This is a genomic window from Amycolatopsis nigrescens CSC17Ta-90, assembly GCF_000384315.1.
Classification (GTDB): Bacteria; Actinomycetota; Actinomycetes; order Mycobacteriales; family Pseudonocardiaceae; genus Amycolatopsis; species Amycolatopsis nigrescens.
The window spans coordinates 4,330,125-4,353,440 of sequence record NZ_ARVW01000001.1 but is presented as its reverse complement, the minus strand read 5'-3'; the positions used below and the strand labels follow the sequence as shown (position 1 = coordinate 4,353,440).

Below are 23,316 nucleotides of genomic sequence, written 5' to 3'. Positions count from 1 at the left end.
GGGTAGAGGGTATCGACTACGCGTGAGAAACGGAAGTGCAGGGTAGGGCGTCACTCATAAGCACTAGACCAGCCAGCACAGACCGTAGGGCATGAAACTCTACGTGATCAAGGTCAGTACACAGTTAACTGTGGATTTATCTCCCGACCTGCAGATTTTCGGTGATTTCTCATCATGTGGGAGCACTGATCACCTGCCGGAACTTCGCTCCTTCAGCCGTCTTGACGTAGGGCGGATCGGCTCATCACGTTGACCTTTTCGGCCGGTTGACGACCGAATGTGGTCTAGGCCATCCTCGGCCCCCACGGTTTTCACGAGCTTTTCACTCGATAGGTCCTCAGGCTGACCGAAACTCACTACCTGACGTATTCCTGGTCGGCGGGGACCAAGGAAGGGACGACTCCACTCATGAGTTTGGCGTCTTCGAAGGGCAGACTGGTCGCCGCGATCTGCGCGATCTTCGCCCTCGTCAGCACGGCGGCTTGTTCCAGCGGGAGCGACGCCGTGCCCGGTCCGCCCGGCAGCGGCGACCGGCTGCTCGACCGGGCGCCGGTGGCCAGCGACGAGGAGATCGCGCAGAGCCCGACCGCGAAGGCGATCAAGGACCGGGGGCAGCTGCTGATCGGCAGCACCCTGGAGAACCCGCTGCTGTCCCAGCAGAACCCGACCACGGGCATCACCGAGGGCTTCGACGCCTCCCTCGGCAGGCTGCTCGCGAAGTACATCCTCGGCCAGCCCAACGCGAAGATCGTCAACGCCACCGCGCAGACCCGCGAAGCGTTGCTGCAGAACAACACCGTGGACACGATCATCTACACCTACAGCATCACCGTGCCCCGCTCGGAGAAGGTCACCTTCGCCGGCCCGTACTTCATGTCGGGTCCCGCCATCGCGACCCTCAAGTCGACCAGCGGCATCACCAAGCCGTCGGACCTGAACGGGAAGAAGGTGCTGGCGAACGTCAACACCACCGGGGCATCGCTGGTCAAGCAGGTGGCCCCGCAGGCGGACCTGACCACCTTCGCCACCACCCCGGAGTGCATCCAGGCACTGGAGCAGGGCCGGGGCGACGCCTATGTCAACGACCTCACCATCCTCGCCAGCAACGCGGTGCTCAACGACAAGCTCAAGGTGGTCGGCGGCTCCTTCGGCCAGGACCCCTACGGCATCGGGCTCAAGCACGGTGACGACACCTTCAAGAAGTTCGTCAACGACTGGCTCAAGAAGATCCAGGACGCCGGTCTTTGGCAGGAGGCCTACAAGGAGTCACTGGGCACGGTGATCGAGGGCGACCCGCCTGCCCCACCTGCGATCGGCTCCGTGCCCGGTTCGTAACCCAACGCACAGTCGGCTACTCGACCGCCATATGGGTGATTTAACCCAGCTCGGAGGCAGTTTTTAGCACCCCCGGACGGTGGCGGAGATCAACCCTTGTCCGCCACCTCCACAAGGTCACCCTCCCGAACGGCTTGACGACGGACTTGGACTGAACCATTCTGCGGCCGGGAGCCGCGAAAGATCTTCACCCGATGGGTTCAGCGCCGGTCTCACCAACTACTAAGCGTAGCTAACTGGTGGGGCAGACCGAGGAAGGAACGAGCCGACAATGGCAAAGGCGTCTTCGACGCGCAGGATGATCATCACCGCATGCGCGGTGGTCAGCCTGGGGGCGGTAACCGCATGCTCCGGGGGCACCGATGCCGTCCCCGGCGCGAACAGCGACCAGCAGAACATGCAGAACTTGCTCGACCGCGCGCCGGTGGCCGGCGACGAAGAGCTCGCCAAGAGCCCGACCGCACAGGCGATCAAGCAGCGTGGCCAGCTGCTGATCGGCGGCTCACTGGAAACCCCGTTGATGTCCCAGCAGAACCCGACCACCGGCGAGACCGAGGGCTTCGACGCCACGCTCGGCAAGCTGCTCGCCAAGTACATCCTCGGCCAGCCCAGCCGGAAGATCATCAACACCACCCCCGCCATCCGCGAGGCGCTGATCCAGAACAACACCGTGGACATGGTGATCCAGAACTACAGCATCACCCCCGCCCGCGCGGAAAAGGTCGCCTTCGCCGGTCCGTACCTCATCTCCAGCCAGGCCATCGCCACCCTGAAGGGCAAGCCGGACATCACCAAACCGGACCAGCTCAACGGCAAGGCGGTGTGCGCCGCGACCGGCAGCACCGGCGCCAAGACCGTCCGGGACGTGGCACCGCAGGTCAACCTGCAGACCTTCGCCAGCGACCCGGAATGCGTACAGGCGCTGGAGCAGGACCGGGTCGCGGCCTGGGTCAAGGACCAGACCGTGGTGGCCGGTGAGGCCAAGCTGAACGACAAGATCCAGCTCGCCACCGGGACCTTCGGCTCGGACCCGTACGGCATCGGGATCAAGCACGGCGACGACACCTTCAAGAAGTTCATCAACGACTGGCTCAAGAAGGTCCAGGACGCCGGTCTTTGGAAACAGGCCTACGACGAATCGCTGGGCACCGTCATCCCCGGCGGCGCACCGGCGGCGCCGGCCTTCGGCTCCGTGCCCGGTTCCTGATCGGCGCGGAACAGTACTTAGGGCGGCGGCTTCCGGTGCACCGGAAGCCGCCGCTTTGACTCCCCCGTCAAGACCGGAAGCAGAATGCGACCCTTTTCGGACTATCTCGCCGAGTTCGGCCACGGCCTGCTGCTCACCGTCGAACTGACCGCGTGGTCCTTCGTCGGTGCCGCGGCAGTCGCGGTCGTGATCGTGGCGTTCCGGGTGTCACCGGTACGCCCGCTTCGCATGTTCGGCACCGCCTACGTGGAGCTGTTCCAGAACATCCCGCTGCTCGTCTGGCTGGTGCTGCTGGTGTTCGGCTTGCCGGAGATCGGCATCAAGTTCGACCTGTTCACCACCGGCGTGATCGGCACCGCGCTGTACTCCGCGTCGTACTACGCGGAAGCCCTGCGGTCCGGGGTGAACACGGTCTCCAAGGGCCAGGCCGAAGCGGCCCGCGCACTGGGCCTGAGCTTCGGCCAGTCGCTCGGCACGATCATCCTGCCGCAGGCGCTGCGCAGCATCGTGCAGCCGCTGGGCAACATCACCATCGGGCTGATGATGAACACCGCGCTGACCGGCGCCGGTGCGGGGGTGGTGGAGCTGACCGAGGTGGCCAACCGGGTCAACCTCGACCTCGCCGAACCGATCCTGATCTTCACCGCGGTCGGTGTGGTGTACGGGCTGCTGGCACTGGTGATCTCCACGATCAGCGGTGCGCTGGAACGGAAACTGGTGATCCACCGATGAGCAAGGACGCCGCCGAGCTGCTCTTCGACGTACCGGGGCCACGGGCGAAACGCCGGATCCGGATCGCCACCGTGCTCGCGATACTCGCCGGGCTGGGGCTGGCCGGGCTCGCGGTGCGCCAGTTCGCCGTCAACGGCCAGCTGGACGCGGACAAGTGGGCGCCCTACGGCACCGGGGTGATGTGGCAGTACCTGCTCGGCGGCCTGCGCGACACCGCGATCGCGGCCGCGCTCTCCGCGGTGCTCGCCGCCACCATCGGCCTGCTGCTGGCCTGCGGGCGGCTGTCCAGGCTCGCCGTGCTGCGGGTGCCGGCGAAGATCTACGTCGAGGTCTTCCGGGTCATTCCCACCCTGCTGCTGGTCTACGTGATGCTGTTCGCGCTGCCGCGCTACGGCATGGACGTGCCGCTGCTGTGGAAGCTCGTGATCCCGCTGACCATCTCCCGCTCGGCGCAGTTCGCGGAGATCTTCCGGGCTGGCATCCTTTCGCTGGAACGCGGCCAGGGCGAAGCCGCCTCCGCGCTGGGGCTGCGGCCGGCGCAGGCGATGGTGCACGTGCTGTTCCCGCAGGCGATCCGCCGGGTGGTGCCGTCGCTGATCAGCCAGCTGGTCGGCATCGTGAAGGACACCTCGCTCGGTTTCGTGGTGAGCTACGCCGAGCTGCTGTTCAGCGGCCGGGTGCTGGCCACCTACAACCACCTGCTGATCCAGACCTACCTGGTGGTGGCGCTGATCTACTTCGTGATCAACTACTCGCTGTCCAGGTTCGCCAGGTGGCTGGAGGCCAGGCAGCGGGCCAACCCGAAGGTCTCGGTCACCGAATCCGACAAGCCGCTGGTGCCCGCTCTCGATCTTTCGGCCGAAGCGAAGGCCGCCGCGGAGGACGCCGCCGAATGGGAGCTGGCGGAGAAGACCGCACCGGCCGAGCCGAAGAAGGCCGCCGAACCCCGCTGAGCCCGCCGTTTCCCCAGCTCAACGGTCGTGAGTGAAAAGTGTTGTCCTGGCAACGCTTTTCACTCACGACGTCAGGCGGCGATGAGGTCGGCCCAGCGGCGGACCGCGGCCACGTCGACCGGCTCGTCCCAGCCCGCCGGGCGCACCCCGCTGCCGACGTGGAAGGCGCGCACCCCGGCCGCGCGCAGCGGGGCCACGTGCTCGGCCCGCAGGCCGCCGCCGGCGAGCAGCTGGGGCGGCGCCTGCCGTCCCGCCATCGCGCGCAGCGCGGGCAGCCCGGCCTCCGCGCCGGCCGGGTGGCCGGCGGTGAGCACCGTGTCGCAGCCGAGCCCGGCCAGCGCCAGGTGCGCTTCGAGCACGTCCCGCGCGTGGTCCAGCGCGCGGTGGAAGGTCCAGCGCAGGCCGTCCAGTTCCGCGGCGAGCGCGTGGCAGGCCGCCACGTCCACCTCGCCGTCCGGGGTGAGGAAGCCGAACACGAACTCGCGGGCGCCGGCGTCGATCAGCCGCCTTGCCTTGCCGCGCACCGAGTCCAGCTCGGTCGGTGCGAAGGAACCGTTGTCCCGCAACATGACCCGCACCGGAAGGTCGGTCGCCGCGAGCACGTCCCGCAGCACGCCGACGTCCGGGGTGAGCCCGTCCGCGGCGATGTCGGTGACCAGCTCCAGCCGGTCCGCGCCGCCTTCCTGCGCGCGCTCCGCATCACGCGGCCCGAGCGCGATCACCTCGAGTAGCACCGTGCTCAACGCTCCGTCTCCCCCAATTCGTAGTTCTCCTCGGCCCTGGCGTGCCGTCCCCGGCGGACCCCGTTCTGCAGGCTGGACATCCGGCCGCGCACCGCTTCCGGTTCGCGGGTCAGTCCCGCCCGCCCGCCGGTGAACGGCACCCGCTCCGGTTCCGGCTCCGGCACGGTCTCCAGTCCAGGGGCCAGCCTCGCCTTCGGCACCCGGCGCGGCAGCCCGGCCTCGGTGTGCCCGGCCTCCTGCTCCTGGATCGCCACCTCGAGATCGTTCTGCCCCGGCCACGGCGGGTCGCCCGGCCGCTGCCAGCCGTCCAGTGCCAGCGTGCCACCGTCCGCCCGCGGCGGCGGCACCGGGCCGTCGGCGGTGCCATCCTCCACCGCCTGGAACCACTGGGAGAGCACGGCTGCATACGCCGGCATCCGCTCGGTCGGCGCGTCCCAGTCCAGCGGGTTCGGCTCGTCCTCGGTCGGCCAGGCCGGCGCGGGCTCGTCGGCCACCACCGGTGCCCGCCGCGGCGGGTTCAGCGGCTCGGCGAAGACGGGCAGCGACGGCGGCTCCTCCGGGGGCGGCGGGGTGACCTCGACCGGCGGCGGTGGGGGCGTGGCCTGCGAAGGCACCACCGCGACCGGGGCCGGCGGCACGGCGGGGGTTTCCGGCAGGGTGATCAGCTCGGGCGGCACCAGCACGGTCGCGGTCAGGCCGCCCTCGGCGGCGGCGCTCAGCCGCACGTGCACCCGGTGCCGCCTGGACAGCCGGGACACCACGTAGAGCCCCATCCGGCGGGAGACCTCGACGTCCACCTCCGGCGGCTCGGCCAGCCGCGCGTTCGCCCTGTCGATCTCGGTCTGCGGCATGCCGGCCCCCCGGTCGGTGATCCGCACTTCCCAGCCGGCGGGGGTGATCGCGCTGGCCAGGGTGACCACGCTTTCCGGCGCCGAGTACAGGGTCGCGTTCTCCAGCAGCTCGGAGATCACATGCACCAGGTCGCTGCCGGTGTCGCCGCGCACGGTCAGCTCCGGCGTCGCGGCCAGCTCGATCCGCTGGTAATGCTCCACTTCGGACAGTGCGGCGCCGATGATCTCGTCCGCGGCCACCGGACCGGACACCTCACGGCCGAGATCGGTACCGGAGAGCACCAGCAGGTTCTCGCTGTTGCGCCGCATCCTGGTGGCCAGATGGTCCAGTTCGAACAGTCCGCCGAGGGTGTCCGAGTCCTGTTCGTCCGCCTCCATCCGGTCCAGCACGGAAAGCTGGCGTTCGACCAGATCCTGGCTGCGCCTGGACAGGTTGACGAACATCGAGTTCACGTTCTCCCGCAGCAGCGCCTGCTCGCCGGCGAGCCGGACCGCCTCGCCGTGCACCGCGTCGAACGCCCTTGCCACCTGGCCGAGCTCCTCGCGGCTGAACACCGGCACCGGGGCGACCCCGCGGCGCGCACCGTCCCGCGGCGACCGCGGACCGCCGGGATCGGCCAGGATGTCGCTCACCGCCTCGGGCAGCCGGTGCTCGGCGGCCTCGAGCGCGCTGCGCCGCAGCACCCGCAGCGGACGCAGCAGCGACCTGGCGATGATCACCGCCAGCACCGCGCCGACCAGCAGCACGCCGAACACCAGCCCGGCATCGGAAATCGCCGACGCGCGGGCCTGCTCGGCCAGCGAGTCGGTGCGCTCGCGCGTCTGCTCCTGCATCGCGGTCTGCACCTGACGGGCCAGGTTCACCGTGTAGGTGGCGGAAGTGTCCCATTTCGCCGGATCGAGACCGGCCAGATCGGTGCCCTTCTCCGCTCGGGTGAGCGCGGACTCGACCAGCTCGTTGCCGATGTCCACGATCAGCCCGATCACGGTGTCGTCGTACATCCGCTGCTGTTCCGGGCTGGCGAACTTGCGGAAGTCGTTGCGCGCGGCGGAAAGTTCGGCCTCCGCGCCGAGCAGCGCGCGCAGCCGGTCGCCGGAGAGCCTGCCGATCTCGAGCGCCTCGGCCAGCACCGCGCGTTTGACCGACAGCTGGTCCTTGACCCTGGCCAGCGCGTTGGAGGCGAGCCGCAGCCTGGCCAGCTCCGGGTCCTTGATGTCGGTGACGGTCTGGTCGCTGAGGTCGAGCAGCCCGGAAATCAGCTCGCTGTAGGAACGACGGACCGCCTCCGGCGGGAAAGCCGAGTGCTCGCCGGCGAACCGGAGCCCGCTGAGCACGCCGAACCTGGCCTTGGTCTGGCGCAGGCCGTCCAGGCCCTGCGGCGACAGCCTGGACTCGTTGACGGCCAGCTCGCGGTCGAAGGTGCCAATCGCGGCGTCCACCCGCTCGCGCTGGCCGCGAAGCTCGCCGGGATCGGCTTTCCGGTCGTCCGCCACGAACCGGACGGTGAGGTCGCGCTCGCGCTGCAGCTGATGCACCACCTCGGACACGGTGTCGTCCACCGTGGCATGCGCGGACAGCTCGGCGAGCTGGGTGGCGTGGTCCAGGTCGCCCTTGACCTGCACGCCGATCAGCGCCAGCACGGTGAGCGTGGGAATGAGCAGCACCACCAGCAACTTGGTGCGCAGCCGCCAGTTCCGCAGCCGCCAGAGCCCGCCCGCTTCTTCGCCTGCACGCGCGTACGGCCGGTCGCCCGTCACGTCACCTCGGCGGGGACGACTTTGCCGACGGGTCACCTGGCTTCCTTCTCTAACCGCTCTGCCGGCGGTGGGTCTGCTACCTGCCAGCGAGTAAACCTACTGGAGAGTAGCGATATCTGACAGCATCCGAAACTCTGGCGCGGCCCCGGGCGATGGTATTGCCAGCGGCCCTTAAGCTCCAAGCACGAACTCAACATTCTCCCCCGGGGCTGAGAGGTGGTCATGCGAACCGGCACGCGACTCGTCGCGACCTTGCTGGTAGTCGCGTTGTGCACGCTCAGTGGCTGCGGACTGTTCTCCGGCCGGGAATCCGCGACGCCGATCACACCCGAACGCACCAGCCTGAAAGTGGGCGTCGGCAGCGCGATGGACACCGCCCCGCTGCGGATCGCGGTGGCCGACGGCAGTTTCGCCAGGGCCGGACTCCGGATCGAACTGGTCGAACAGCCAAGTCACGCGGACGGGCTGGCCAAACTCGCCTCCGGTGAACTGGACGTCGCGTTCGGCAGTGACACTGCCATTTTCAAGGCGGCCGCCGGCGGTCAAGCCGGACTGCAGCTCCAGGGCGAGGCGTACACGTCGGCCGCGTTCACCATGGCGCTGGTGACCTTGCCCGGTTCGAAGTACACCGATCCCGGCGGCAAGAAGGCACCGGTGATCGCGGTGGACACGATGGACGACCTCGGCACGCTGGCCGCGCGCTCGATGCTGGTGCCGGCCGGGGTGGACCCGGCGAAGATCAGTTTCATCCAGCGGCCCTTCGAGCAGATGCCGCAGGCGCTGCGGCGCGGGGACGCGGACGCGGCCCTGCTGCTCGAACCGTTCATCACCAAGGCGGGCAAGGAACTCGGCGCGCGGATTCTGGTGGACAGCGCGCGCGGCGCGACGCTGAACTTCCCGATGTCCGGTTATGTGGCCAATGGCGCGTTCGCGCAGGCGAACCCGCACACCCTCGCGCTGTTCCGGCAGGTGCTCAGCGCCGCCCAGCAGCAGGCCGCCGACCCGGCCACGGTGCGCCAGGCGCTGCCATCGATCGCCGGTATCGACGAGACCACGGCCGCGCTGGTAGCGCTGGGCTCGTACCCCACGTCGCTCAACGGCGTTCGGCTGCAGCGGGTCGCCGACCTGATGCACAGCTCGGGGCTGCTCACCGACCGGCTGGACGTGCAGTCGATGTTGCCACCGAAGGGAAACCTGTCCTGACGGGCTAGATGCTGGTCAGGCGGAGCTCGCCGAGGCAGACCGTGCGCGCCGGCGGGCCGGGGTAGACGAAGGCGTCGTCGCCGGGCAAGCAGAGGAGCTGCTCCGCGAGCCGTTCGTGCACGGTCGCCTGCATCTTCGCCTCCGGTCGGCCGCACCCGACCTTCCTGGTACTGGTCCGGTCCTCGAAACCGGTAAGGCACTCGCCATCGGCCACGTTCAGCTCCATGCACAGGGTGAGCTGCAGCTCCTCGCCCGGCTCGCCGGCGGTGAACGGCGCGTAGTCGCCGCCGCAGCCCCCGCGGTAGCCCTCGTGTTTGTCCTGCACCCGGTACAGCGCCAGTTCGTCGGAACAGGCCACGTCGGTGATCTCGCCGTGTTCCAGGTCGTCGACCAGCACGCGCACGCAGTCACCCACCTCCGGGGTCGCGAAGGTCCCGCCCGCCTGCACGAACACCAGCACGGCCAGCACGACCATCGCGGCGAAACCGAGCACCCCGGCCACCACGCCGACCTTCGCGGCGGTGGTGTACGGCTGCTTGCCCGGCGGCGGGGGCTGCGGCCAGTACTGGACCGGGAGGCCGGGCGGCGGGTACGGGTCATGCTGTGGTGGTGTGCTCACGATGTCGGCCTCCCCCATTCAGGCCGGTCCATCATCGCACCCAGCGCGGCACTGTCGGGGGTGGAACGTATAAAGGTGGAGTGACCGATGGCCCGCTGATCGTCCAGTCCGACAAGACCGTGCTGCTCGAGGTCGACCACCCTCGGGCCGATGACGCCAGGATCGCCATCGCCCCGTTCGCCGAGCTCGAGCGCGCCCCGGAGCATGTGCACACCTACCGGGTGACCCCGCTCGCGTTGTGGAACGCGCGCGCCGCCGGGCACGACGCCGAGCAGGTGGTCGACGCGCTGACCAGCTACTCCCGGTTCCCGGTGCCGCAGCCGCTGCTGATCGACGTGGTGGACACCATGGGCCGGTTCGGCAGGCTGCAGATCACCCAGCATCCCGCGCACGGACTGGTGCTCAGCACCATCGACCGCGCGGTGCTGGAAGAAGTGCTGCGCAGCAAGAAGATCAGCCCGATGCTCGGCGCCAGGATCGACGACGACACGGTGCTGGTGCACCCGTCCGAGCGCGGCAGGCTGAAGCAGGCGCTGCTGAAGGTGGGCTGGCCCGCCGAGGACCTGGCCGGTTATGTGGACGGCGAGGCGCATCCGATCTCGCTGGACGAGTCCGACTGGCAGCTGCGGGAGTACCAGCGGCAGGCCGCGCGGGCGTTCTGGGCCGGCGGTTCCGGGGTGGTGGTGCTGCCCTGCGGCGCCGGCAAGACGCTGGTCGGCGCGGCCGCGATGGCCGAGGCGCAGGCCACCACGCTGATCCTGGTCACCAACACGGTGGCGGGACGGCAGTGGAAGCGCGAACTGGTGGCGCGCACGTCGCTGACCGAGGACGAGATCGGCGAGTACTCCGGGGAGAAGAAGGAGATCCGGCCGGTCACCATCGCCACCTACCAGGTGGTCACCCGCAAGACCAAGGGCGAGTACCGGCACCTGGAGCTGTTCGACTCCCGCGACTGGGGCCTGGTGGTGTACGACGAGGTGCACCTGCTGCCCGCGCCGGTCTTCCGGATGACCGCCGACCTGCAGTCCCGGCGACGGCTGGGGTTGACCGCCACCCTGGTGCGCGAGGACGGCCGCGAGGGTGACGTGTTCTCGCTGATCGGCCCCAAGCGCTACGACGTGCCGTGGCGCGACATCGAGGCGCAGGGCTGGATCGCGCCGGCGGAGTGCATCGAGGTGCGGGTGACCCTCACCGACGCCGAGCGGCTGGCGTACGCGACCGCGGAGGCCGAGGAGCGCTACAAGCTGGCTTCCACCGCGCACACCAAGACCGCGGTGATCAAGTCCATTGTGGACAAACACGCCGGTGAGCCGACGCTGGTCATCGGCGCCTATCTCGACCAGCTGGAGGAACTCGGCGTCGAACTGGACGCACCGGTGATCCAGGGGTCCACCCGGAACAAGGAACGGGAGAAGCTGTTCGACGAGTTCCGCCGGGGCGAGATCGGCACGCTGGTGGTGTCCAAGGTGGCGAACTTCTCGATCGACCTGCCGGAGGCGTCCGTCGCGATCCAGATCTCCGGCACCTTCGGCTCCCGGCAGGAGGAGGCGCAACGCCTCGGCCGCCTGCTGCGCCCCAAGGGCGACGGCCGCCAGGCGCATTTCTACTCGGTCGTCTCACGGGACACCGTGGACACCGAATACGCCGCGCACCGCCAGCGCTTCCTCGCCGAACAGGGCTACGCCTACACCATCGTCGACGCCGACGACCTCCTCCGCCCCCTCTGACCCCCACCCCGCGAGTCCCACACCCAACCCCCGCGAGTCCCACACCCAGCCCCCGCGAGTCCCACACTGGGACCGGGCGAGTCCCACATTCGCGGGCACGCCGCCGGGTAAGAAGCTTTACGACCCGAGCGAGTCGAGGACCTGCGCGGCCTGATTCCTGGCTCCGGCGGCGTTCGGGTGCACGGGAGCGGCCGGTGCGGACGGGAAGATGCCCTCCACCCATTTCACGCCGGGCGCCTTGCACATGTCGTGCCCGACGCTGCTGCGGTAAGTGTCCACAAAGGACGCATCATGCGCGGCGGCCTGTTCCGCCAGCACGGTGTTGAGCAGCTTGGTCACGTCCCGCAGGTAGGGCGCGTCGCCGTCCGAGATCGGCACCAGCGGCCAGCAGTTCGTGCCGTCGTCGGGCAGCAGGGTCGGGTAGCCGACCAGCACCACCTTCGCCTGGGGCGAGCGCTGGTGGATCCCGGCCAGTACCGCACCGACCTTCACCCCGGCCGCACGCACCTTTTCGGCCAATCCGTCGGTCCCGCTCGACGTGTAGAAGTCCTTGCATGGCGAGCCGTGCGGCACCAGCAAGCCCATCCCGCCGCAGGTGAGCACCACCTCGGCGAAGGGCACGTCGTTGCCGCCGATGCCCACCGTGACCAGTTCGGTGTCCGGCTTCAGCGCGTCGAACTGCGGCGGGTTGGAGGTGAGCAACTGGCTCGCCGTCATGTCCGCGGTGGTCGCGCCGCCGCAGCTGACGTCGGTCACCTCACCCGGCTCCAGCGACTCCGCGACCAGCGACGGGTAGTTGCGGTCGGATCGGGTGCAGAGCAGGTCGACCTGGTTCGGGATCAGCGACCCGGAGGTGTACGAGTCGCCGAGCGCGACATACGACGCGAACTCCGGCGCGGCCGAGGCGGCCGGCGCGGTCAGTGCGGCGGCGGCCAGCGCCGCGGCGAAAACGGTCAGAACCCGGCGCATTGGCACTCCTCGACGGTGAGGTGACAATTAGATTGCGATCGATCACTCGCTAACGCGGGTCGAACCGTATCGTGACGACAAGCCCCTGACAACACCCGAGGACGACGTGACCCAGCACGACCCCGCCCCGCGGCGCACCCAGCAGTCCCGCCGCGAGAACACCGTGGCCAAACTGATCGAAGGCACCATCGAAGCGATCGGCGACGTGGGTTACGCCCGCACCACGATCCAGGAGATCACCCGGCGCGCCGGGCTCTCGCACGGCGGGCTGTTCCGCCACTTCGACACCAGGCTGGACGTCATCGTGGCGGCCGCCGAAGAGGCCGGCCACCGGCAGGTCCGCGAGGTGACCTCCCGGCTGACCGGCGCGACCGTCGACCTGACCGACGTCGGGTCGATCGTCCAACTGCTCCAGCTACTGCGGTCCGCGACCAGATCCCCGACCAGCGCGGTCTGGTACGAGCTGGTGGTCGCGGCCCGCACCGACGACGAACTGCGCATCCGGCTGGCGCCCACGGTCGAGCGGTACGGCGCCGAGATCGCGGCCGCCGCGCTGAGCATCCCGGTGCGCAAGGAGCTCACCGAGCACACCCGGCTCGGGCTGCTGTTCACCGCGCTGAGCACCTTCGACGGCGAAGCGATCTTCGCGCCGGTCTTCCTCCCGGCCGAGCTCGCCGAGCAGCGCCTCCGGCTGCTCGCCGAATTCATCCGGCACATCGCCGCGACAAGCTAACGGAAACTGTCGTACCCTCGAACTAGTGTTCGAACGCGTTGGCGAACATCGAGTAAGGGGGCACCATGACCGTCCTGCCGCTGCACTGGGAAACCCCGCTGCCCGAAGCCTCCCTGCCGGCCGGCCGCTGGCACGGCAGGCTATGGGTGTCGGACGAGAATCTGGCCGATCCGGCGCAGTACCGGGCCTGCGTGGCCGGCTACGAGCGGTCCGGGCTGTGGCCGGTGCTGATCCCGCACGACCCGCGGTTCGCCGAGAACGGCGAGGACTGGATCGACGATCGGGGCCGACTCGCCCCGGCCGAGCACCGGATCGAGGCCGCGGACCCGGCCGAGGTGCTGACCCGCTGGTGGGACCCGCTCTGCTGCGGCGGCCCCTGCCTGCGCCCGTTCACCAACGGGTTCCCCGGGCTGGCGAGGCGGGCGGGCCGCCGGCAGGACGACCCGCTCGCGGAGGCGGGCAACACCGGGTCGGTGCTGGCCGCCCGCGGTCCGCACCGGCTCGGGCTGGTGCACACCGAGCGGCCCGCCGACATCCCCGCGCTGCTCGGCTGGACCGGCATGATCAAGTCGACCGACCAGGTCGCCGAGCTCTCCTCGGTGCTGCGCAGCTGGGAGGACCGGTTCGGCGCCACGCTGATCGTGCTCGGCTTCGACCGGCTGGAGCTGTCCGTCTCGGCGCCGCCGCGGAACCAGGGCAGGGCGCTGGTGGTGGCGGCCGAGCACCGCGCGTTCAGCCTGCCCAGCTTCACCGGGCAGCCCGGCAACCTGCGCGAGTTCGCCGGCGGGCTGGTGCACCGGCGGCACTGGCGCTTCAGCTGGGACTGAGCGGGTATCCCTCCGACAAAGGGAGGTGACCGGCGATCGCGGAGAAACGAGTCGGTACGTCGGGCTGGCTCTACCCGCCGTGGCGGGGCACCTTCTACCCCAAGGGCCTCGTCCGGCGGCGGGAGCTGGAGTACCTGTCGCGCCGGGTGAACACGGTCGAGATCAACGGCTCGTTCTACTCGCTGCAACGACCGGAGCGCTACCGCGGCTGGTTCGAGCAGACCCCCGAGGACTTCGTGTTCGCGGTGAAGGGCGGGCGGTTCATCACGCATCTGAAGCGGTTGCGGGACTGCGAGGTGCCGCTGGCCAACTTCTTCGCCTCGGGTGTGCTCGCGCTGGGCGAGAAGCTCGGGCCGATGCTGTGGCAGCTGCCGCCACGGCTGGAGTTCGACCCGGATCGGCTCACCGAGTTCTTCGGGCTGCTGCCCCGGAACACCAAGGAAGCCGCGAAGCTGGCTCGGCGGCACGACGGCAAACTGAAGGGAGAGCCCCATACCGAGGCGGGAAGGAACCGGCCGGTCCGGCACGCACTGGAGGTGCGGCACCCCAGTTTCGATACCGACGAGTGCAGGAAACTCTTGCGGGACAACGGAATCGCCCTGGTCGTTGCCGATTCCGCCGGCACCTGGCCGCAGCTCGAGGCGGTCACCTCGGACCTGATGTACGTCCGGCTGCACGGAGATGAGGAGCTGTACGCGAGCGGGTACCCGAAGAGCGCGCTGAAGAAGTGGGCAGCGAAGGTCGAGCATTGGGCCGGCAAGCAACACCAGGACGTGTTCGTCTACTTCGACAACGACATCAAGGTGAAGGCGCCGGGCGACGCCATGACGCTGGCGGAGCTGGTCGGCACCGGCCCGGAGGGTGTCCGCTGAACGGACGCCAGGTTCCGGCAATCGGGCGCATACCCTTTCGCCGGGAGTTTGCCGTTGCCACAATCGCCGCTATGACGACCTCACAGCCAGCCGGTGAATGGGCGCCCATCTACGGCGAGCCGTATCAGCCGGTGCCCTACCGCCCGGCCCGGATGCCGGCCGAAGAGTCACTCCGCAACTCCGCGGACCTGCGGCAGCGGATGGAGGCCCGGCGCACGGTGCGCATGTTCTCCACCGAACCGGTGCCCGAGCAGGTGGTGCTGGACGCCATCGCGACCGCGTCCACCGCGCCCAGCGGCGCGCACCAGCAGCCGTGGACCTTCGTGCTGGTCGAGGACCCCGGCCTGCGCAAGCAGATCAGGGCAGCGGCCGAGGAAGAAGAACGGATCTCCTACCAGGGCAGGCTGGGCGAGGAGTGGCTCTCCGCGCTGCGGCCGCTTGGCACGGACGCGGACAAGCCGCACCTCACCGACGCGCCCTATCTGATCGTGGTCTTCCAGCAGCGGTACTACCTCGAAGAGGACGGCAGCACGCACAAGCACTACTACGTGGACGAGTCGGTGGGCATCGCGGTCGGCATGCTGCTCACCTCGCTGCACGTGGCCGGCCTGGCCGCGCTCACGCACACCCCGTCCCCGATGCGCTTTCTCGGCGAGGTGCTCGACCGGCCGCGCAACGAGAAGGCGTTCGCGGTGATCCCGGTCGGCTACCCCGCCGAGGACTGCGTGGTGCCGGACATCCGGCGGAAGTCCCTGGACCAGGTGCTGGTCCGCCGGTAGGCCTCAGGCGCTGCGGGCCTGCGCCCGGTGCTTGCCCTCGGCGACCTCTTCCACCAGCTTGGCGCAGAAAGCGGGCAGGTCACCGGGGTTGCGGCTGGTGACGAAACCGGAGTCCACCACGACCTGCTCGTCGACCCATTCGGCGCCGGCGTTGCGCAGGTCGGTTTGCAGGCTCGGCCAGGAGGTCATTCGGCGGCCCCGCACCACGTCGGCCTCGATGAGGGTCCACGGCGCGTGGCAGATCGCGGCCACCGGCTTCCGCTGGGCGAAGAAGTCGCCCGCGAAGCGCACCGCCGCGGGCACCGTGCGCAGGTGGTCCGGGTTCGCCACGCCGCCCGGCAGCACCAGCGCGTCGTAGTCGTCGGCGGAAACATCGGTGACCACCTTGTCCACCTCGAAAGTGTCCGCCTTGTCCAGGTGGTTGAAGGCCTGCACCTTGCCCGAGTCGGTGGACACCAGCTCCGGCACGCCACCGGCGTCCTTGACCGCCTGCCACGGCTCGGTCAGCTCGACCTGCTCGATTCCCTCCGGCGCGACCAGAAAAGCGACGCGACGTCCGGCCAAAGTGTCCGGCACGGCCAACACTCCCTTCGATCTTGGTTCCGGACGGGGTGTACCCGGCGCCCGGCTGGTCCGAAACATCCGACGGCAGGCGCCTAAGCTCGCCCCATGCACGTCTACGCCATCGGCATGCGAGACCGGTTCCGGGCGATCACGGTCCGGGAGGGTGTGCTGATCCGCGGCGCGGCCGGCTGGGGCGAGTTCTGCCCGTTCAGCGACTACACCGACACCGAGTGCGCGCCCTGGCTGGCCGCCGCGATGGAGGCCGCCGAACTCGGCTGGCCCGCCCCGGTGCGCAGCCGGGTGGAGGTGAACACCACGGTGCCGGTGGTCACCCCGGAACGCGCCTACGAACTGGTCGCCGCCTCGGGCTGCCGGACCGCGAAGGTGAAGGTGGCCGACCCGCGCTCCTCGGCGTCCGACGACTGCGACCGGGTCGCCGCGGTGCGGGCCGCGCTCGGGTCCACCGGGGCGATCCGGGTGGACGCCAACACCGCGTGGGACGTGGACGCCGCGGTGGCCGCGATCGGCGACCTGGACCGGGCCGCCGAAGGGCTGGAGTACGTCGAGCAGCCGTGCGTCACGATCGAGGAGCTGGCCGCGGTGCGACGCCGGGTGGACGTGCGGATCGCCGCGGACGAGTCGATCCGCCGCGCCGAGGACCCGTTGCGGGTGGCGGTGGCCGGGGCCGCGGACATCGCGGTGCTGAAGGCCGCGCCGCTGGGCGGGGTGCGCCGCGCGCTGGAGGTCGCCGAGGCCTGCGGGCTGCCGTGCGTGGTGTCCTCGGCGGTGGAGTCCAGTGTCGGCCTCGCCGCCGAACTGGCACTGGCCGGCGCCATCCCGGAGCTGGATTTCGCCTGCGGGCTCGGCACGATCTCCTTGCTGGAAGGCGATGTCAGCACCCAGTCACTGTCCCCTGTGGACGGTTACCTGCCGGTGCCGGAACGCGCGCCCGAGCCGGACCTGATCGACGCGGTGGCGGCGGGCGAACCCGCCCGCACCTGGTGGCTCACCCGCCTCGACCGCGTCCGGCTGGCCGCGCACGGAAACGGCCCAACGTGACGTTTGGCCAATAGAACGAGCCAAACGTCACGTTGGGCTCGTGCGGGTCAGCCGAGCCAGGGGGTGGTGATGCGGGTGAAGGTGCCGTCGTTGAGGGCCAGGTGCAGCCACTGGTCGACCCACTCCTGCAGCACCACGTCCCCGCGCGGCAGCAGATAGGCCTTCTCCGAGAAGGTGAACGGCTGGTCCGGGTGCACCGCGCACAGCTCCGGATGCTGTTTGGCCTGCCACCGCGTCTCGGTGGCGTCGGTGATCATCAGGTCCGCCCTGCCGGCGATGACCTCCTGGAAAATCGTGTTGTTGTCCGGATGCCGCACGATGGTGGCCTGCTTCAGGTTGGCGTCCGCGAACTGCTCGTTCGTGCCGCCGGGGTTGACGATCGCGCGCACGCCCGGCTGGTCGATCTGGGCCAGTGTCTGGAACCGCCCGGCGTTCTCGCAACGGGTGATCGGGGTCTTGCCGTCCCGCAGGTACGGCTCGCTGAAGAAACCCGCCTTCGCCCGGTCCAGGGTCACCGAAATCCCGCCCATGCCAAGGTCGCACTTGCGGCCGAGGTCGTCCATCAGGGTCTTCCAGGTGGTCGGCACGATGGTCGCCCGGACGCCGAGCCGCTGCGCCAGGTCGGCGGCCAGCTCCAGGTCGATCCCGCTCCACTGCCCGGTGGCCGGGTCCAGGTAGGTGAACGGCCGGTAGTCCCCGGTGCTGCACACCTTCACCTCACCGCGCTGCAGCACCAGATCCAGCCTGCTGCGCGGCCCGCCAGAGGAATCGGTGCCCGCGCTGGCGGTGCCGAAACCCAGCACCGCCAGCAGCACCAGCCCGGCCGCGGCGAACTTCGATCGCATCAACTACCCCATTTCGCCCGACACCTGCCGAGGTCCACGGACACGCGTTCGCCGCGTGCCACCTGCACCTGCACGGTCTGCAGCACCGTACCGTCCGGCTTCGCGCATTTCAGCGTCCAGTTCTCCGCGATGGTGTGCCCGGTGCGGTCCGGCCGGATCGACGGGTTCACGTCCCAGCTGAACGTGCCGGCTGGCGCGGTCATCGACGAGCTCAGCCTGCTGGTGAACGGCAGCCGGGGGCCGCTGCTGCCGTCCGGCCGCTGCACCGGCGCGGTGTACTGGGTGAAGGTCTTCTGCACGCTCAGCTTCGCGCCGGCGGGCGCGTTCCCGGTGAGCACCGAGTGGTAGCCGCGGTCCGCCGCAACCCCGAACTGGCGCAGCAGCGCCTCGCGCACGCCGCCCTGCGCGTTGGTCACCGAACCGGTGCCGAAGTACTGGTCGATCACGCCCTGCTGGTAGGGGATGTGGAAGTTGTCGCCGCCGAGCTCGAACTCGAAACCGAAGCCGCCGGTGGTGAAGTACGACCATTCGCCGGTGCTGCCGCTGGTGTCGTAGAGCTGGTACGACGGGATGCTGCGGTAGCCGCTGGCCTCGCCGAGCCGTCCGCCGATGGCCGAGTAGGCGGTCTCGTCGGCGGTCAGCGGGGTGGCCGCCTGCTGCGGTGGGCGCAGCACCAGCGCACCGTAGTTGTGCAGGCTCTGCACCGAGGTGGCCTGGCGGGTGGAGGCCAGCTCGACCACGTTGCGCACCTCCGGCTCGGAGAACGGGCCGGCACCGCGGTAGGTCTGGCTGGTCAGGCTGGTGCTGGCGCCGGAACCGCCCCAGTTCCCGCCGTAGTTCCGGTTGAGGTCCACACCGAGCTGCGCGTTGTCCGCGTCCGCGCACTGGGCGGGGGTGGGCACGGCGCCGTCGGTGACGCGGCAGTTCTTGCGCTTGTACTCGGTGATGTAGCTGCGGGAGATGTCGTAGCCGTCCGCGTTCACCACCGGCACCACGATGATCCGCGCCTGGGACAGCAGCCCGGTGATCCTCGGGTCCTCGCCTTCGCCCCGGACCAGTTCGGTGGCGAACTCCATGGCGATCTCGGCGGTCGGCCACTCGCGTGCGTGGTGGGTGCCCACCAGCAGGAACACCGGCCTGCCGTCGTCGACCGCCACGGCACGGCCGATCTCGACGGCGGGAATCTTCTTGCCCAGCAAGGACTTGTGCGGCAGGTCGATGGGACGAACCAGGTCGGGCCGCTCCGCCGCCAGCCCGGCCAGCTCGGTGCCGTAGTCGGCGTAGGTGCGGTAGGTGTTGCGCCCGGTCGGCAACGGCGACGGCGCCAGGACGCGTGCCCTGGCCTCGTCCTCGGCGAGCAGCTTCCTGGTGTGCGCCACCAGGTCGCCGACCACCACGGAGTAGCCGAAACCGGCCGCGGTGAGGCGCTGGAGGTCGGCCTGGCCGTGCGCGTAGACGTCCAGGTAGTTCGGGCCGCGATGCTCCGCCACGTCCGCGCCGGTGGCGGCCAGCCGGTTCGCCTCCGCGTCGGTCGGGGTGCTGACCCGCACCAGTGAAACGGCCTCCGATCCACCCGGCGCCGGTTGCGCCGCGGCGGTGGCGGTCAGGCCGCCCGCCGCCATCGCCACCAGCCCGGCGAACAGTCCCGCACGTCTGAACCGAACCCGCATAGCCCACCTCCGTGTCAGACCCAGCCTGATCACAAGCTAGACCGGTTAGTTAGCGACACAAAAGGTCCATTGGGAGGCAAACCTCAGGGGTGAACCTCGGGGTTCGTTCCGGGTCGTTCCCGGATGTGACCATGCCGCCCGGCGGGCGAGCATTGAGCCATGACGAACAACGTGTACTCCCCGGAAACCAAGAAGAAGCTTCGCCGGAGCTCCAGCGACAAGATGGTCGCCGGGGTGTGCGGCGGCTGGGCCAAGATGCTCGGCGTGGACGCCGCGCTACTGCGGATCCTGCTGGTGGCGGCCACCATCTTCGGCATCGGCACGCCGGTGCTGATCTACGCGGCCTGCTGGATCCTGATGCCGGAGGACGAGACCGGCTGACCGCCCGTCAGCGCGAGGGGCGGACATCACCGTACTGGGGGTGCTGGTGACCGGCCGGCCGGGAACACCGGGGGCGCGAAAACGAAAAGCCCGGATGCGCGGAGTGCGCATCCGGGCTTTTCGCCGACTGAACTCAGAAGTCCATGCCACCCATGCCACCGGACGGGTCGCCCGCGGGAGCCGCGGACGCCTTCTCCGGCTTGTCGGCCACAACGGCCTCGGTGGTCAGGAACAGCGCCGCGATGGAAGCGGCGTTCTGCAGCGCGGAACGGGTGACCTTGGTCGGGTCCGGCACACCGGCCGCCAGCAGGTCCTCGTACACGCCGGTGGCGGCGTTCAGGCCGTGCCCCTGGGGCAGACCCTTGACCTTCTCCACCACAACGCCGCCTTCGAGGCCGGCGTTGACCGCGATCTGCTTGAGCGGAGCCTCAACCGCAACCTTCACGATGTTGGCACCGGTCGCCTCGTCGCCCTCGAGCTTGAGGCCGGCGAAGGCGGTCTCGGCAGCCTGGAGCAGAGCCACGCCACCACCGGCGACGATGCCCTCCTCGACGGCGGCCTTGGCGTTGCGCACCGCGTCCTCGATGCGGTGCTTGCGCTCCTTGAGCTCGACCTCGGTGGCGGCACCGGCCTTGATGACGGCCACGCCGCCGGCCAGCTTCGCCAGGCGCTCCTGGAGCTTCTCGCGGTCGTAGTCGGAGTCCGAGTTCTCGATCTCCGCGCGGATCTGGTTGACCCGGCCCTGGATCTGGTCCGCGTCGCCGGCACCTTCGACGATGGTCGTCTCGTCCTTGGTGATGACGGCCTTGCGGGCCCGGCCCAGCAGCGACAGGTCGGCGTTCTCCAGCTTGAGACCGACGTCCTCGCTGATCACCTGGCCACCGGTGAGGGTGGCGATGTCCTGCAGGATCGCCTTGCGGCGGTCACCGAAGCCGGGGGCCTTGACGGCCACGGACTTGAAGGTGCCGCGGATCTTGTTGACGACCAGGGTGGCCAGCGCCTCGCCCTCGACGTCCTCGGCGATGATCAGCAGCGGCTTGCCGGACTGGATGACCTTCTCCAGCAGCGGCAGCACGTCCTTGACGTTGGAGATCTTCGAGCCGTACAGCAGGACGTAGGGGTCCTCCAGCTCGGCTTCCTGACGCTCCGGGTCGGTCACGAAGTAACCGGAGATGTAGCCCTTGTCGAAGCGCATACCCTCGGTGAGCTCGAGCTCGAGGCCGAAGGTGTTGCTCTCCTCGACGGTGACGACGCCTTCCTTGCCGACCTTGTCCAGCGCCTCGGCGATCAGCTCACCGATGGTGCGGTCGGCGGCGGAGATCGAGGCGGTAGCAGCGATCTGCTCCTTGGTCTCGATCTGCACGGCGGCCTTGTGCAGCTGCTCGGTGACGGCCTCGACGGCCTGCTCGATCCCGCGCTTGAGTGCGATGGGGTCGGCACCGGCGGCGACGTTGCGCAGACCCTCGCGGACGAGAGCCTGGGCCAGCACGGTGGCGGTGGTAGTGCCGTCACCAGCGACATCGTCGGTCTTCTTGGCAACTTCCTTGACGAGCTCGGCCCCGATCTTCTCCCACGGGTCCTCGAGCTCGATCTCCTTGGCGATGGAGACACCGTCGTTGGTGATGGTCGGCGCGCCCCACTTCTTTTCGAGCACGACGTTGCGGCCACGAGGGCCAAGCGTCACCTTGACGGCTTCGGCGAGGGTGTTCAGGCCGCGCTCAAGACCACGGCGGGCGTCCTCGTCGAACGCGATCAGTTTGGCCATTGCGGTGTGGTCCTCCGGTATTGGGCGCTGCCCCCGCGAAACGGCTGGGGCAGCAGGACACGTCCTCGGCCAGGCTCGGTGCCCGCGACGGACGACTTCACCACCGGGTTCCCCCCGGACAGTGCAGCCTCACCGTCCCGACCTTCAAGCGAACGATCGGTGATCATTCGCTTGGCACTCGACGGTGCCGAGTGCTAACCCCGGTTTTAGCACTCTCCGTCTGCGAGTGCAAGAAGCCCTGGTCAGCACCGCTCAGCTGGAGGGCCTGATCGGAATCGAGGTGGGCGGCGGGTTGTTCGAACGAGGCGCGGAAGGCGTGTTCGGCTGCGAGCCGCCCGGTCCGACCGGGATTTCCGGAGCCGGGCTGTTCGGCGTCGAAGGAGCAGGCTTGTCGTCGCCCCCGCTCATCAGCAGGATGACCGTGATCACCGCGCCGACCACCACCACGGCGGCGATCGCGATCCACACCCATTTCGTGCCGCTGCTCTTGCCCTTGGAGAACGCGCCGGCCCCGCTGGCCGGGGCGGGCGGGCGGACCCGGACCGGGTCGGCCGGCGGTGGGCGGTAACCGGGCGGCGGTCCCTGCTGCGGCTGGCCGTGCGGCGGCGTGCCGAAACCCGGCGGGGGCCCGCCGTAGCCCGGCGGCGGTCCCTGCTGCGGTCCCTGCTGCGGATAGCCCGGCGCGGGCCGGTACTGGCCCTGCCCCGGCTGGGGCTGCTGTTGTCCCGGCTGGGGCTGCTGACCCGGCTGGCCGTGGCCGAACTGCGGATTGCCCGGCTGCTGCCCGTACGGATGCATCTGGCCGCCCTCTCCGTGTTGCACCGGGTGGCCGGCACCCCCGGCGGCCTGCGGTTCCGGCCGCGCGATCGCCTGGCGGGCGGCCGCGATCAGCTCCCCGCAGCCGCTGTAGCGGTCGGTCGGGTTCTTGGCCATGCCCTTGCGGATGACCTCGTCGATCGCGGGCGGCAGCCCACCGGCGCGAGCCACCGACAACGGCTCGCCACCGAGATGGCCCTTGATCACGGCCGGCACGTCACCCTGGTAGGGCGGGTTGCCGGTGAGACAGGCGTAGAGCACGCAGGCCAGCGCGTACTGGTCGGTGCGACCGTCCAGCGGCTCGCCGCGCAGGTGCTCCGGCGCGGCGTAGGTCGGCGAGCCGAGGAAGTCCCCACCCCTGGTGCGGTGCCCGGTGGCGCCCCGCCTGGTCAGCCCGAAGTCGGCGACGTAGACGTGCTCGCGGGCGGACTCGCGCGAGGTGACCAGCACGTTGGCCGGTTTGACGTCGAGGTGCACCAGTCCGCGGCTGTGCAGGCTGTCCAGCGCGTCGGCGACCTGGTCGAGCAGCTTGAGCGCGCGGTCCGGGGCCATCGGGCTGCCCCCGATCAAGCTCGCCAGATCGGGCCCGTCGACCAGCCGCATGGCGATGTAGAGCATGCCGTCGAGCTCGCCGAAGTCGTAGAGCGGCACCACGTTGGCATGGTCGATCGCGGAGGTGTTGCGGGCCTCGTCGACGAACCGTTCCCGGAACTCGGCGTCGGCGCCGAGGTGATCGCCGATCACCTTCAGCGCCACCTTGCGCCCGAGACGCACGTCGGTGGCCTTGTACATCACGCTCATGCCGCCCTTGCCCAGCACACCGTCAATGCGGTAGTTGCCGAGCCGGCGACCGGTGAGGTCCCCCGACACATCGCCTGTCACGCTGCGCAGCCTAACGCCCGCTGTTC

Annotated in this window: 21 protein-coding genes; 12 read left to right on the top strand and 9 right to left on the bottom strand. The window is 69.7% G+C overall.

From position 1 onward, the window contains the following. Positions 1-408: 408 nt before the first annotated feature. The 4 genes from AMYNI_RS0120630 (at position 409) to AMYNI_RS0120615 (ending at position 4,227) form a co-directional block, all read left to right on the top strand. Positions 409-1,335: a glutamate ABC transporter substrate-binding protein gene (locus tag AMYNI_RS0120630; RefSeq protein WP_020669945.1), complete on the top strand. Its 927-nt coding sequence runs from the start codon at positions 409-411 to the stop codon at positions 1,333-1,335. Between the two features lie 298 nt (positions 1,336-1,633). After that, the gene (locus AMYNI_RS0120625; RefSeq protein ID WP_020669944.1) at positions 1,634-2,542 is read left to right on the top strand and encodes a glutamate ABC transporter substrate-binding protein; all 909 of its coding nucleotides are present in this window, start codon (positions 1,634-1,636) and stop codon (positions 2,540-2,542) included. 84 nt (positions 2,543-2,626) lie between these two features. After that, positions 2,627-3,274, top strand: a complete 648-nt coding sequence (locus AMYNI_RS0120620) for an amino acid ABC transporter permease (RefSeq protein ID WP_020669943.1) — start codon at positions 2,627-2,629, stop codon at positions 3,272-3,274. Further along, positions 3,271-4,227, top strand: a complete 957-nt coding sequence (locus tag AMYNI_RS0120615) for an amino acid ABC transporter permease (protein WP_020669942.1) — start codon at positions 3,271-3,273, stop codon at positions 4,225-4,227. The genes AMYNI_RS0120620 and AMYNI_RS0120615 overlap by 4 nt, the downstream gene beginning before the upstream one ends. A gap of 71 nt (positions 4,228-4,298) precedes the next feature. Here the strand turns inward: AMYNI_RS0120615 and AMYNI_RS0120610 are convergent, their stop codons facing one another. Both AMYNI_RS0120610 and AMYNI_RS0120605 read right to left on the bottom strand, forming a co-directional pair. Beyond that, complete coding sequence (locus AMYNI_RS0120610) at positions 4,299-4,970, bottom strand: copper homeostasis protein CutC (RefSeq protein WP_020669941.1); 672 nt, start codon at positions 4,968-4,970, stop codon at positions 4,299-4,301. Beyond that, a complete protein-coding gene (locus tag AMYNI_RS0120605) occupies positions 4,967-7,579 on the bottom strand; it encodes a sensor histidine kinase (protein WP_020669940.1) in 2,613 nt (870 codons plus the stop codon). The genes AMYNI_RS0120610 and AMYNI_RS0120605 overlap by 4 nt, the downstream gene beginning before the upstream one ends. Before the next feature lie 222 nt (positions 7,580-7,801). Between AMYNI_RS0120605 and AMYNI_RS0120600 the strand changes: the two genes are divergently transcribed. Continuing rightward, positions 7,802-8,782, top strand: coding sequence for an ABC transporter substrate-binding protein (locus tag AMYNI_RS0120600; RefSeq protein ID WP_020669939.1), 981 nt, complete (start codon positions 7,802-7,804; stop codon positions 8,780-8,782). A 4-nt stretch (positions 8,783-8,786) separates the two neighbouring features. On the opposite strand, the gene AMYNI_RS47325 is transcribed toward AMYNI_RS0120600, so the two are convergent. After that, the gene (locus tag AMYNI_RS47325; protein ID WP_157357421.1) at positions 8,787-9,401 is read right to left on the bottom strand and encodes an LppU/SCO3897 family protein; all 615 of its coding nucleotides are present in this window, start codon (positions 9,399-9,401) and stop codon (positions 8,787-8,789) included. A gap of 80 nt (positions 9,402-9,481) precedes the next feature. Between AMYNI_RS47325 and AMYNI_RS0120590 the strand changes: the two genes are divergently transcribed. Beyond that, entirely contained in the window at positions 9,482-11,128 is a 1,647-nt protein-coding gene (locus tag AMYNI_RS0120590) for a DNA repair helicase XPB (RefSeq protein WP_020669937.1), read from the top strand. A gap of 117 nt (positions 11,129-11,245) precedes the next feature. Here AMYNI_RS0120590 and AMYNI_RS0120585 read toward each other — a convergent pair whose 3' ends face one another. Further along, positions 11,246-12,097 carry an SGNH/GDSL hydrolase family protein gene (locus AMYNI_RS0120585; protein ID WP_020669936.1) on the bottom strand — a complete coding sequence of 284 codons (852 nt, stop codon included), beginning with the start codon at positions 12,095-12,097 and terminating at the stop codon, positions 11,246-11,248. Positions 12,098-12,203: 106 nt separating this feature from the next. Between AMYNI_RS0120585 and AMYNI_RS0120580 the strand changes: the two genes are divergently transcribed. The 4 genes from AMYNI_RS0120580 (at position 12,204) to AMYNI_RS0120565 (ending at position 15,308) form a co-directional block, all read left to right on the top strand. Beyond that, positions 12,204-12,830 (top strand): TetR/AcrR family transcriptional regulator, encoded by a 627-nt coding sequence (locus tag AMYNI_RS0120580; protein ID WP_020669935.1) that lies wholly within the window; start codon positions 12,204-12,206, stop codon positions 12,828-12,830. Between the two features lie 65 nt (positions 12,831-12,895). Beyond that, positions 12,896-13,657: a DUF4253 domain-containing protein gene (locus AMYNI_RS0120575; RefSeq protein ID WP_020669934.1), complete on the top strand. Its 762-nt coding sequence runs from the start codon at positions 12,896-12,898 to the stop codon at positions 13,655-13,657. A 35-nt stretch (positions 13,658-13,692) separates the two neighbouring features. Further along, a complete protein-coding gene (locus AMYNI_RS0120570) occupies positions 13,693-14,529 on the top strand; it encodes a DUF72 domain-containing protein (RefSeq protein WP_026360704.1) in 837 nt (278 codons plus the stop codon). A 71-nt stretch (positions 14,530-14,600) separates the two neighbouring features. Further along, positions 14,601-15,308: a nitroreductase family protein gene (locus tag AMYNI_RS0120565; protein ID WP_020669932.1), complete on the top strand. Its 708-nt coding sequence runs from the start codon at positions 14,601-14,603 to the stop codon at positions 15,306-15,308. Between the two features lie 3 nt (positions 15,309-15,311). On the opposite strand, the gene AMYNI_RS0120560 is transcribed toward AMYNI_RS0120565, so the two are convergent. Then, on the bottom strand, positions 15,312-15,890 hold the full coding sequence (locus AMYNI_RS0120560) for a type 1 glutamine amidotransferase domain-containing protein (protein ID WP_026360703.1): 579 nt from the start codon (positions 15,888-15,890) through the stop codon (positions 15,312-15,314). 87 nt (positions 15,891-15,977) lie between these two features. Between AMYNI_RS0120560 and AMYNI_RS0120555 the strand changes: the two genes are divergently transcribed. Beyond that, complete coding sequence (locus tag AMYNI_RS0120555; RefSeq protein ID WP_020669930.1) at positions 15,978-16,931, top strand: o-succinylbenzoate synthase; 954 nt, start codon at positions 15,978-15,980, stop codon at positions 16,929-16,931. A gap of 47 nt (positions 16,932-16,978) precedes the next feature. Here AMYNI_RS0120555 and AMYNI_RS0120550 read toward each other — a convergent pair whose 3' ends face one another. Together AMYNI_RS0120550 and AMYNI_RS0120545 are read right to left on the bottom strand one after the other, a co-directional pair. After that, positions 16,979-17,776, bottom strand: coding sequence for a transporter substrate-binding domain-containing protein (locus tag AMYNI_RS0120550; protein WP_020669929.1), 798 nt, complete (start codon positions 17,774-17,776; stop codon positions 16,979-16,981). Next, positions 17,776-19,446, bottom strand: a complete 1,671-nt coding sequence (locus tag AMYNI_RS0120545) for a M14 family zinc carboxypeptidase (protein ID WP_020669928.1) — start codon at positions 19,444-19,446, stop codon at positions 17,776-17,778. The genes AMYNI_RS0120550 and AMYNI_RS0120545 overlap by 1 nt, the downstream gene beginning before the upstream one ends. A 159-nt stretch (positions 19,447-19,605) precedes the next feature. Here AMYNI_RS0120545 and AMYNI_RS0120540 point away from each other — a divergent pair, with 159 nt between their 5' ends. Beyond that, positions 19,606-19,827, top strand: a complete 222-nt coding sequence (locus tag AMYNI_RS0120540) for a PspC domain-containing protein (RefSeq protein ID WP_020669927.1) — start codon at positions 19,606-19,608, stop codon at positions 19,825-19,827. Positions 19,828-19,960: 133 nt separating this feature from the next. Here the strand turns inward: AMYNI_RS0120540 and groL are convergent, their stop codons facing one another. Beyond that, positions 19,961-21,592 (bottom strand): chaperonin GroEL, encoded by a 1,632-nt coding sequence (gene groL / locus AMYNI_RS0120535; RefSeq protein ID WP_020669926.1) that lies wholly within the window; start codon positions 21,590-21,592, stop codon positions 19,961-19,963. A 252-nt stretch (positions 21,593-21,844) separates the two neighbouring features. Next, positions 21,845-23,290 carry a serine/threonine-protein kinase gene (locus AMYNI_RS0120530; RefSeq protein WP_211225498.1) on the bottom strand — a complete coding sequence of 482 codons (1,446 nt, stop codon included), beginning with the start codon at positions 23,288-23,290 and terminating at the stop codon, positions 21,845-21,847. Positions 23,291-23,316 lie beyond the last annotated feature (26 nt).

Excerpts from the sequence above, each read along its gene's own strand:
- AMYNI_RS0120630 (WP_020669945.1), top strand. The coding sequence starts at position 409 with ATGAGTTTGGCGTCTTCGAAGGGCAGACTGGTCGCCGCGATCTGCGCG.
- AMYNI_RS0120625 (WP_020669944.1), top strand. The coding sequence starts at position 1,634 with ATGATCATCACCGCATGCGCGGTGGTCAGCCTGGGGGCGGTAACCGCA.
- AMYNI_RS0120620 (WP_020669943.1), top strand. The coding sequence starts at position 2,627 with ATGCGACCCTTTTCGGACTATCTCGCCGAGTTCGGCCACGGCCTGCTG.
- AMYNI_RS0120615 (WP_020669942.1), top strand. The coding sequence starts at position 3,271 with ATGAGCAAGGACGCCGCCGAGCTGCTCTTCGACGTACCGGGGCCACGG.
- AMYNI_RS0120600 (WP_020669939.1), top strand. The coding sequence starts at position 7,802 with ATGCGAACCGGCACGCGACTCGTCGCGACCTTGCTGGTAGTCGCGTTG.
- AMYNI_RS0120585 (WP_020669936.1), bottom strand. The coding sequence starts at position 12,097 with ATGCGCCGGGTTCTGACCGTTTTCGCCGCGGCGCTGGCCGCCGCCGCA.
- AMYNI_RS0120575 (WP_020669934.1), top strand. The coding sequence starts at position 12,896 with ATGACCGTCCTGCCGCTGCACTGGGAAACCCCGCTGCCCGAAGCCTCC.
- AMYNI_RS0120565 (WP_020669932.1), top strand. The coding sequence starts at position 14,601 with ATGACGACCTCACAGCCAGCCGGTGAATGGGCGCCCATCTACGGCGAG.
- AMYNI_RS0120555 (WP_020669930.1), top strand. The coding sequence starts at position 15,978 with ATGCACGTCTACGCCATCGGCATGCGAGACCGGTTCCGGGCGATCACG.
- AMYNI_RS0120550 (WP_020669929.1), bottom strand. The coding sequence starts at position 17,776 with ATGCGATCGAAGTTCGCCGCGGCCGGGCTGGTGCTGCTGGCGGTGCTG.
- AMYNI_RS0120545 (WP_020669928.1), bottom strand. The coding sequence starts at position 19,446 with ATGCGGGTTCGGTTCAGACGTGCGGGACTGTTCGCCGGGCTGGTGGCG.
- AMYNI_RS0120540 (WP_020669927.1), top strand. The coding sequence starts at position 19,606 with ATGACGAACAACGTGTACTCCCCGGAAACCAAGAAGAAGCTTCGCCGG.
- groL (WP_020669926.1), bottom strand. The coding sequence starts at position 21,592 with ATGGCCAAACTGATCGCGTTCGACGAGGACGCCCGCCGTGGTCTTGAG.